6 protein-coding genes and 1 riboswitch are annotated in these 10,446 nt (G+C 63.3%); of the genes, 4 read left to right on the plus strand and 2 right to left on the minus strand.

Annotation, left to right across the window (positions count from 1 at the left end):
• Positions 1-19 precede the first annotated feature (19 nt).
• Positions 20-649, plus strand: a complete 630-nt coding sequence (locus P0D80_RS00515) for a GNAT family N-acetyltransferase (protein ID WP_408181435.1) — start codon at positions 20-22, stop codon at positions 647-649.
• A 201-nt stretch (positions 650-850) separates the two neighbouring features.
• Here P0D80_RS00515 and P0D80_RS00520 read toward each other — a convergent pair whose 3' ends face one another.
• Both P0D80_RS00520 and P0D80_RS00525 read right to left on the minus strand, forming a co-directional pair.
• On the minus strand, positions 851-1,012 hold the full coding sequence (locus tag P0D80_RS00520) for a DUF1328 domain-containing protein (RefSeq protein ID WP_007182451.1): 162 nt from the start codon (positions 1,010-1,012) through the stop codon (positions 851-853).
• Between the two features lie 343 nt (positions 1,013-1,355).
• The gene (locus tag P0D80_RS00525; protein WP_408280177.1) at positions 1,356-2,228 is read right to left on the minus strand and encodes a spherulation-specific family 4 protein; all 873 of its coding nucleotides are present in this window, start codon (positions 2,226-2,228) and stop codon (positions 1,356-1,358) included.
• A 56-nt stretch (positions 2,229-2,284) separates the two neighbouring features.
• Positions 2,285-2,364: riboswitch (cyclic di-GMP riboswitch) on the minus strand.
• Between the two features lie 743 nt (positions 2,365-3,107).
• Here P0D80_RS00525 and P0D80_RS00530 point away from each other — a divergent pair.
• From P0D80_RS00530 to P0D80_RS00540, 3 genes are read left to right on the plus strand one after another with little or no spacing between them, the layout of a single operon-like run.
• Positions 3,108-5,813: a polysaccharide deacetylase family protein gene (locus P0D80_RS00530; protein WP_408280647.1), complete on the plus strand. Its 2,706-nt coding sequence runs from the start codon at positions 3,108-3,110 to the stop codon at positions 5,811-5,813.
• Positions 5,803-9,804, plus strand: a complete 4,002-nt coding sequence (locus P0D80_RS00535; RefSeq protein WP_408280180.1) for a tetratricopeptide repeat protein — start codon at positions 5,803-5,805, stop codon at positions 9,802-9,804. The genes P0D80_RS00530 and P0D80_RS00535 overlap by 11 nt, the downstream gene beginning before the upstream one ends.
• A 37-nt stretch (positions 9,805-9,841) precedes the next feature.
• The gene (locus P0D80_RS00540) at positions 9,842-10,393 is read left to right on the plus strand and encodes an LpoB-related protein (RefSeq protein WP_408181443.1); all 552 of its coding nucleotides are present in this window, start codon (positions 9,842-9,844) and stop codon (positions 10,391-10,393) included.
• Positions 10,394-10,446: the final 53 nt, after the last annotated feature.

Consider the following 10,446-nt stretch of genomic DNA (forward strand, 5'->3'; position numbering starts at 1 on the left):
ATACCACGAGGTGCTCAACGTGAAGCGACGTGCAACGAAGCAACAATCCGTTCGTATCGACTACGTGTGTCACGGCATGGGCCGTGTCGAATTGCGCCGCTTCGATCCGGCACGCGATTCGTTCGTCGCGTTGACGGCGTTGTTGCATCGGGCCTTCACGCCGCTCGGCGCGATGGGCCTCAATTGCACGTGCGTGGATCAGACTGTCGAGACCACACGCTTGCGCGCAACGCGCGGCGATTGTTACGTGGCGGTGTGCGACGGGCGCATCGTCGGCACGATGACGCTCTATGCGACGGACCGCGAATCGGCGTGCGATCTATACCGTCGCGACGATATCGCCAGCATGCGCCAGTTCGCGGTCGAGCCGGTGTGGCAGTCGCGCGGTATCGGTACGTTGCTGATCGCATTCGCCGATCATTGGGCCGCGACGCGAGGTTATGCCGAGCTTGCGCTCGACACGCCGCAACCGGCAGCGCATCTGATCGCGTTTTATCGTGGACAGGGGTTTCGTATCGTCGATTTCGTGCGCTTCGACGGCAAGCGTTACGACAGCGCGATCTTGAGCAAGCCGCCGGTGGCGACGCGTACGCTCGCTAACTGGTCGCATCGATTGAGCGTGCGTGCGCCGATTGCGCGCGCGGCGTGAAGACGAGGAAGCGACAACGAAGAGCGGAGAAGTGCTGCGGTGCAATGGGCTGTGTAGAACGCATGGATGCAGGTCGAGCCCGGAAGTGAAAACCCCGGCGCGGGCAGCAACAATTGCAATACGGTACGGCAAGTATTGCAACGGGTTGCTGATTCTCGCGCCGGGGCAGGTGTGTTTCCGCCTAAACGGTCGAAGCGTTCATCAGCGTCGCATCACGCCCATCAGCAAGGTGACGAGGAAGATCACCACGAAGATGAAGAACAGGACCTTGGCGATTTCCGTCGCGCCTGCGGCGATGCCGCCAAAGCCGAATACCGCGGCGATGATTGCGATGATGAAGAAGATTGCAGCGTATCGAAGCATGGGGCCTCCCACCGATGGATTGCTGGATTGAAATGGAAAACGGCGACTCGTTGTGGGCACTGCGTGCTTTGACGGGTTATTTGCCGGCGAGCGGAATAGAGCAATACGTGTGCCCAGACCTGGGCGTGCGAGGGCGTGCGTCTGATCGGCGCGTCGGCGTGAAGGAAATTTCGTTTGAAGCCGGCGGCGAGAAGGCGGCTGTCGTATCCACGCCAACGCGGATTTCGACACGGCGGCGGCCGGCGTTCCAGACCCGAGCGTTCACGAATGAATGTGGGCTATAAGAGGTGTGCGGCCGGTGTCACCGGCCGCAGCAAGCAGCATGTCAATATAAGTCAGCTCATCAATGCGCGGCGGCGTCCGTCACTTCATCGTTCCAGTAGGGCGGCAATGCCTTATACGGATTGCCCCCGGCAAGCGACGTGACATACACGCCGCCCGCGCCATGCGTCTTCGCGTATTGCACGATGCCCGGCAATTGCGCGGCAGTCGCGCCATACACCATGTGCACGAAGCGGTTCTTCGGATAGGCGGTTTGCCAGCCCATCGGCTGATATTTTGCGTAACTCTTCGCAGTGCTTTCGAACACGACGAACTGGTCGGCCGTCGGCAGGCTTGCGTAGAGTTCTGGAATATTGGTGCCCGGATTGGCCGTCACCGAGTAGGTGGCGTTCAGTCCTTTGATGTAGTTGTAGATCGACTGGTAGAACTGGATGTGCGACATCTGGCTATCGGACGTCATCTCGTCGATGAAAAAACCGTCCACCTTATACAGCGCCACGTAGGTATTGATGTCGGCCACGACCGCGGAGAGCGAGCGCTTTCCGTACGAGGTGGACACATAGCCCAGCACCTTGCCGCCCGCGGCGCGAAGCTTGGCGACGGCGGCGGCATAGTTCGGATCTTCCTTGACGCCGGGGCCGCTGTTTGGATTCAGGATGGCGGTGGTCGGCACTTTGCGCGCCGAGGTCACGAGACTGTTCCAGTTCGCAACGCTGCCGGTGGCGTTGAAGTAGGACGGTACGACGAGACTGGTGGCCGTGCTGCCCGCCGCGAAGGCGGTGCCATTGAGGCATCCCAGCAACAGACCTGCGATGAGTCCGACGCGTTTCAGACACCTGCCGGTGCGCCCCGCAAGGCGGGTTCTTTCCGCCGATTCCAACGCGAAGACCACACACACACCCGCAACCGCACCCATTCCCCGATTTTCTTGCATGTAGCCTCCTGACGCGGTCTTTCGAAACCGCTGTCGATTGGCCCGCCGTGGACACGGCGGGCAACTGGCAAACTCCCGCAAGGGAGTCCCTGTAGTTTTGCGTCGCCGGATCGCTCCGGGTTTGCCCAAACTGCGCTAACGGCATCCCTTGAGTTTTCTTTAGGGGGCCGATTTATTTTTTTGTCGTTTGATTCGAATCCGATCGAGAGTAACCAAGAAAAAATCGATTTCTGTTTTGCGTTTCGGTATTTATTGCAGCATGCCGCGGTGAGCCGAGCTTGAACGCTGGTCGAATACGCCTGTTTGACGGGGCTTAAAAATATTTGAAAGAGTGGAGAAAGAGTAGGGCAACGCCTCTCTCTCGCGCGATTTATTGATCGGAAGATTAAGAGCCAGCAAGATTGATCTGCCTGCTGCAGCGGTTTTCCAACACATTGCGGATCTCCTTGACGAATCGATTTTAAGCAGCCGCAACACTTGATATCGGTTGTGCTCAGGTGCGCAATCGTTTGCCTTTGAATTCAAGCGGATGCATTTACCACTATTTAACAATCCGGATTCCGCCGACGACATAAGCGAGCTTGAGACGCCACATGTCATGTGCTATCTTCCACCGCCTTACCAGTAATCAGACAAAAAGTCGGTATCGCATCCGGCGCAAAGTCAGTTTTGCGCGATGTAAATAATGCCGACGGGCCGGCTCGAAAATCCGCTAGCGGAAACATTCTCCCCACAAGGAGAACGCCGCTCGCGTTCAGACTGAACGGGGTAAAGATTTTGGCGATGAAGAAGCGGACCCGGGCATGCGCCGGCGGGGACTCTTGCGGGATGGTCGAACGTGCGGGCGAACGATTTCTTACGCGCACCTTGATAGCGCTAATGCTTGGCGCGGCCGGTATTGCACCGCTTGCGACTCATGCAGTGACACAGACGGAGGCTGCACCGCTGCAGTCCGCTGCCGCGGCGACCCGCTCCAACTCTGCCGCGTCTGCCCCCAACCTCGCTTTCTTCTATGCCGCCAATCCGCCTGTCGGCGAATTGCAAGCATTCGATGCCGTCGTCGTCGACCCCGCCACGGGTTTCGACCCGGCCGCTCATTCGCTGGCGCATACCACCTGGATCGCTCGCACCACCGGTGCCGAGTCCGCCGGATCGGCCGACGCATTCCTCTCCAGCCAGATCGAACCGCTGTGGCAGCGCGGCTATCGTGGCTTCCTGCTCGACACGCCCGCGGCCGTGGCCGCCGCCGGCCGCATTCATGAAGCGCATCCGGACGCGCGCCTCGTGGCGGGCGGCGCCGACGTCATGCGCAACGCGCTGCCGGTTGCGAAGTCGCTCTACGCGGTAGTCGGCGATTCGCTGGTGCGTGGACTCGGCGACAGCGGCCAGCTTCTCGACGTCCCCGAATCGTTGCGCGCGCAACGCATTGCGGATGCGCGCGCATTCACGCAGCAAAGCGGCGTGCCGGTGGTGTCCGTGGAATATTGCGCGCGCAACGACCGGCAATGCGCCCGCGACACGGCGGCGCGCGTCGTGTCGGCCGGCATGCTGCCTTATGTGACGAGCAAGGCCCGCGACGTGGTCGGCATCGGCAAGATCGAAGTGCTGCCGCGCAAGATTCTCGTCGTGCAGGACCGCGACACCCAGGATCCGCTCGACCTGAGCGCGGGTGTGCGCGATCTGGCCACGCCGCTCAACTACATGGGCTACGACGTCGAGTACGCCGACTTCTCGTCGCGTCTGCCGGACGCCATCACGCCGGATCGCTACGCGGGCGTCGTCGCGTGGATCCAGCGCGGCGCGGTGCCCGATCCCGAAGCGTGGCAACGCTGGGTCGCGGCGCGCATGGCGGATCACGTTCCCGTCGCGTTCCTCGGCCAGTTCGGCTTCGACGCGGCCGGCTCGGCCGGCGCGGCGCTCGACCTGCAAGCCGTGGGGGGAACCCTGGCCGCGCCGGTCACAGTGGTCAAGAGCGATCCGATGGTCGGCTTCGAAATCAGCCCGAAGCCCGAGCCGCGCGATCTGCAAGGCGTGCGCGTGGGTTCGCGCAGCCAGCCGTTGCTGCGCGTCTCGGCCAACGGCGTGCTGCTCGATCAGGTCGCGCTGACGCCGTGGGGCGGCTATGCGCTCAGCCCGTACACCGTGGCGTCGCTCGACAGCATCGAGCAGGAGCGTTGGGCGATTCAGCCGATGGCGTTCATGAAAGCGGCGCTGCATCTGCAGGACATGCCGTCACCGAGCGTCACCACCGAAAACGGCCGGCGTCTGCTCATGTCGCACGTGGACGGCGACGGTTTCGCCTCGCGCGCCGAATTCCCCGGTCCTGATTATTCCGGCGAAGCGTTGTATCAGCAGATCTTCACCCGCTATCAGGTACCGATGACGCTCTCGGTGATCGAAGGCGAAGTCGGCCCCAAGGGCCTGCATCCGGATATCTCGCCGCGTCTCGAAGAGATCGCGCGCAAGATGTTCGCGCTGCCGCATGTCGAGATCGGCACGCACACGTATTCGCATCCGTTCCAATGGGAGCAGGTGGACAGCAAGACCGGCGCGCAGGTGGACCGCGGAGGCGGCGACGCGGCGTTCTCGCTGAACATTCCAGGTTATCACTTCAATATCGACCGTGAGATCACCGGTTCGATCGACTACATTAACACGCGACTCGCGCCGCCCGGAAAGAAGACCGTGCTGCTGCAATGGTCCGGCGATTGCCGGCCGCCGGGTTTCGTCGTGCGCAAGGTGTACGAGGCCGGCGTCTACAACTTCAACGGCGGCGACACGGTAATCACCAGGTCAGCAAATAGCTGGACCAATATCGCGCCGATCGGCGTGGACAAGGGACCGGGCGCGTATCAGGTGTATGCGCCGAATCAGGACGAGAACGTCTACACGAACGACTGGCAAGGTCCGTTCTATGGCTTTACGCGCGTGCTCGAAACCTTCTCGATGACCGACCGGCCACTGCGCTTCAAGCCGATCGACATTTACTACCACATGTATAGCGGCACCAAGGTCGCCTCGTTGCGCGCGCTCGACCAGATCTTTTCAACCGTGCTCAAGCAGCCGGTGATGCCGGTCTACGTGAGCGAGTACATCCGCAAGGTGCTCGACTGGCACACGTTCGCCGTGGCGAAAGAGGTGGGCCCGCAGGCGAGCGACTGGATCGTGCGCGGCAACGGCGAGGTGCGTGAGTTGCACTGGCCGCAAGCGGCCAAACCGTCGCTGGATAACGCGTCGGGCGTGACCGGCTTTGCAGCGGGTCCGGACGGCACGTATATCCATATCGACGGCGGCAACGCCCGCTTTGCGATCGGCAGCGCGGCGGCCACACAGACGGCGCCGTATATCGGCGAAGCCAACGGTTTCGTGCGCAACTTCCGGCGCACGGCGCAGGGCGTGCGTTTCGAATTCGCCGGTCACTACCAGCCATTCGTGAAACTGGCCAACGCGCAGCAGTGCAAGGTCAGCGTCAACAAGCAGGCTGTCGCCACGCGTCGCGACGGCGAGTTCCTGCGTTTCGATACAGCGGCTGACGTCGGACAGAAACTGAACTACCAGTCAGTCGAGGTCGCCTGTGGCCGCTAATCGCCCTCGCATCGCGCCCACGTGGCTCGTCCTGCTGCTCGCGGGCGTCGTGCTGATCACGCTGTATCTCGTGCATCCGCGCGGCGGCCTGCGTAGCCGGATGACGTCGACCGACGCGCCGAGCGATCTCAGCATCGCCTACCTCGAAGCATGGCTGCGCGTGCAGCCCGACAACACGGAAATCCTCTCGGTGCTCGGCACGCAGTACGTGCGTCTGGGCCGCAACGAGGACGCGCGCCGTATCGCCGCCCGCATGGAAGCGATTCCGAGCGATCACATGCGCCGCGCGGCGCAGTTGCTGCGTCTGACCGTCGATACGCGCGAGACGTTTGCGCTGCCCGCCAACGATCCGGGCCGTGATGCCGCGCTCGCCCGTTTGCGTACGCAGCTCACGAATGCGGCGGCGCTGACGTGGTCGAATGCCGATCTGCAGATGCTGGCGGAAGCAGCCGCCTCGGTGAACGCGCAACAGCTCGCCGGCCAACTCTATGTGCGCCTCGCTGAACAGGACCCCGCGCAGCAAACGCGCTGGAACCGCGAAGTGGTGCGCTTCGCCATGTATGGGGGCGACTATCGCGGCGCGGCGAACGGCTGGTTCCGACTGCAAGCGAGCGCTGCGACCTTCGATGCAAAGCGTCAGTGCTTTCTAGAAGGTATTCGGGCCTTGCAATCGGGCAATCTGCTAGATGAGGCGCTCGCGGCCGCCAACGAACACGGCGCCGCGTTCGCGCACGATCACGAAACGCTCGTCGTGTTGCTGAATCTGGCGCGCGCGGCGCATCGTCCGGATCTCGTCGACCGTTACGCGAAGGCGCTGGCCGGCTATGCGCGGGCTCAGCCTGATCAGGACGGCGCGCTGCGTCTCGTCGCCTTCATCCGCGAACGCTCGCGTGAAGACGGCTCGCACGGGCAGTACGCGTATATGGATGGTCCGCAAGGCGGGGCCGGTGTAGCCATGCACACTCGCACGCACGGCTCGCGCGATGTGCATCTCGTGCGCGTCGCGGTGTCCAGCGCTGCGTCTGCGTCGGCGGCCGCTGCGCCTGCCGCCGCGGCGTCGAGTCCCGCAGCAGCTGCGCCTGCGGCGCCGTCTGCCGCATCGAACTCCGCAGCCGCATCGAGCGACGTCCCGAGCCTCCTCTATCAGTCCTTCCTCGAATCGAGCGATTTGCCGAACGCACAGCGTGTCGCTACCGAGCAGGTCAGCAAGAACCCAGGCTCGCCGCTCTGGACCAAGCGCCTTGCTCAGGTCGCCGAATGGAACCATGCGTCGCCGCTCGCCTTGCAGATGTGGCTCGCTTACGCACAGACCACGCACGATCCGGAAGGCTGGAAAAACGTCATGCGCCTCGCGCCGATGCTCAACGACGACAATGCCTATCTGGCGGCGTTGATCCAGGCATCGAATGCGGCGCCCGGCGATCTCAAGCTGGTCGACTCGGTGGTTGCGGCTTACGAGCGTCTCGGCCGTCCGGACGACGCGCTGGCTTTCCTGCGCGGCCGCCAACGCAATTCGCCGGCTGAAGCAATCGATTCGCGCCTGGGTCAGCTCGCCGAGCGCTCCGGTCAGGACGACGAAGCGCTGACTTACTATCGCAAGCTGAATCAGCTCTATCCCTCGAACACGCAATACGCGCTGCGCACGGCGAGCCTTTTGTATCGCCACGGCGACTACAAGGGCGCGCTCGACACTCTGCTCGCCGCGCGCCGGGGTGCCAAGGACGACGACGTGCTGTTCTGGCGCAATGCCGCGCAACTCGCGCGTCTGTTGCAGCGTGACGACATAGCGAACGACGCCTACAAGCATCTATTGGCGAGCGGCCAGGCCACACCCGAAGATCTGAGCGCGATGACGTACTTCTACGACGCGTATCCGGTCGACGCGGCTCGCACGTCCGAGTTGCAGTTCCGCCGCGACCACTCGCAGCGCGCGCTGCAGAGCGCGATTCACTATTACACGGATGCGGAGCAATACGACCGCGTCGACGCGTTGCTCAAGAGCCTGACGCCCGAACAACTGACGGCTGGCGAAGCCGACCCCGCGTTCCTGCGCGTGCGGGCCGAATACTATCGCCAGACCGATCGTCCGCTCGACGCACTGCACGATCTGCAGCACGCGGTGTCGCTGCCCGGCGCGACGCTCGACTTGCGCGCCGCGCTGCTCTGGACGCTGGTGGACTACGGCAGCGAAGCGCAATTGCGTCAGGCGGTCGCCGAATGGCGCGATGCGCCCGCGCAGGCGCCCGCTTTGTGGGGGCCGCTGGCCGCCGCGCTGATGCGTCTGAACCGGCCGGAAGCCGCGTTGAAATATCTGCGACTGCAGTCGGCGTCGATGTCGCGCGATCCGTTGTGGCAACTCACCTACGCCGAAGCGCAGGAAATGGCGGGGCGCAGCGATCTCGCGTGGTCAATCCGTCGCAACGTCTGGCGTCAGATGCAGCAGGAAGAGGCCGAAGTTCGCGCCAACAGCGCGCAAGGGCAGATCGTGCTGCGCACGCGCGCTTTACAGGGCAGCGAAGTGCGCGAGCAGATGCTCGGCCGCCAGGTCACGCTCGCGTCGATCTTCGAAAACGCGGACGTGTCGAAGGCTTTCCTGATCGATCTGCTCGCCAGCGACGCAGGCCGCAACGACAACGCCGAAGCACGCCGCACGCTGCTCGGCGATGCGGCTGGCCTGCCGCCCGCGCAACCCGTGAAGGCGCACGTGGCTGCGAAGTCGCCGGATCAGGCGCAGTTGACTTCGTCGGTAGCGCGCGACGTGGCGCTCGCCTGGGCGATGTCGCATGAAGCGAATCCGTTGGCAAAGCGCTGGCTGGCTCGCCAGTACGCCAATGTGCTGGTGCAGCCTTCGGAGCAGTTGATCGCGATCGCGCTTGCTGAAAACGACAAGCCCGCGATGGAGCGTCTGCTCGACCAGCAAGGCGCGCGTTTGCCGCTCTACAACCGTATCGACGCATCGATCGCGGTGGATCGTCCGGGCGCGGCTGAAAACCTCGCGTTTCAAGGCCTGGAAGGCGCGCCCTACGATTCGGAACTGCATAGCCGGCTGGAGCAGACCGCGTTGACGTGGCCGCAATCGCTCGACGCGACGGTGAACAGCTTCGTCGAACATCCGCTCGATTACGTCGAGCAGACGTTAGCGGGCAGCATCAAGATTGCTGATTTCTACATGGTCGGCGTGAACGGTGTGCAGCGCTTCCAGCACTCGACGGACGAGTCGCAACTGACCAACGTGCCGTCGGTGGATCGGTCCGTGGAATTTTTCGCGCGGCGTCAAACGTACGACACGGCTTTCATGGTGACAGCCGGCCGCCGCGAAGCGCTCGACAGTTTCTATAGCGTGGCGGTGGCAGCGGAGTGGGGCAGGAACTCGCCGTTGTCGGTGGCCGTCAAGGCAGGCCGCAATCAGACGGCGCGTGAATCGCAGGCACTGCTGGTCGGCGGCATGAAGGACAACGTAATCGGTACGGTCACGTATCGCATGACGCAGAATCTGTACGCCACGGGCAGCGTCGAAGCGGATCGTTTCTATAGCCAGGCACGCAATTACCTCGGCAGCGGCGTGCTGTCGACGGGCGAGATCGGCTATCGGATCCGCACGAACTATCCGGACTACACGTTCCGCCTGGTCGGCGCGCATGGCGACTACGGCGCGAGCGGCAACGCCGACGCCCTGATTTCAAGGCTGGTCCCGGCAGCCGCCGGGCCGGTCACCGCGTCGACTTTCATCCCGCAGACATACTCGCAATACGGCTTTTTCTTCGGTTTCGGCAACGATCTGATCGACCAGTACACGCGCGCGTGGCGGCCGTTCCTCGACGTGGGCCTACAGCACGACTCGAATCAAGGCTGGGGGCCGGCGATCAGCCTGGGGCTCGCGGGCACGATCTTCGGCGGCGATCACGCGGCAATCTACTTCTCGCATCAGCGCGTGTCGCATCTCGGCACGCCCGTGACCCAGATCGGCGCACGGTATAGCTGGTTTTATTGAACCGGATTTCGAATACATATCCAAAGGAGCATTCTTCATGGTCGGCATTAAACGATTGGTTCGTACGAGCGCCTGGTGTGCCGCGGCAACCGCGCTGGCTCTGGTGGTGAGCGCATGCGGCACGGTGCGTCAGACCTCGGGCCCGGCGCTCTCGCGCGGCGACAAAGTGGCGGTGGTGTCGATCGCCAACTACACTGAAACGCCGGACGCAGGCCATAGCGCCGAGTCGATCGCGGCCAACACGCTGCGCGCGGGCGGTATCGCCGATGTGCGCATCGCGCCGGCCGATTCGAGCCGCAATGCGATGTTCGACACCACGCAGCGCGCCGATGGCGACAAGGCGCTGGAATGGGCGCGTTCGCAGAACGCCCGCTATGTGCTGTCGGGCGCCGTCGAAGAATGGCGCTACAAGACGGGCGTGGACGGCGAGCCGGTGGTCGGCGTGACCTTCGAATTGATCGACGTGTCGAACGGCGCCGTGGTGTGGAGCGCGACGGGTACGCGTACGGGCTGGAGCCGCTCGGGTCTGTCGAGCGTGGCGACTTCGTTGATCGGCAAGGTTCTGTCGCCGTTGCAAGCGCGCCAATAAGGACGCCGGTAAGCATATCCCCAAGGTTGCGGCTTGCGCCCGAAGTGCGGGCC

Source organism: Paraburkholderia sp. RL17-373-BIF-A (assembly GCF_046030175.1).
Lineage (GTDB): Bacteria > Pseudomonadota > Gammaproteobacteria > Burkholderiales > Burkholderiaceae > Paraburkholderia.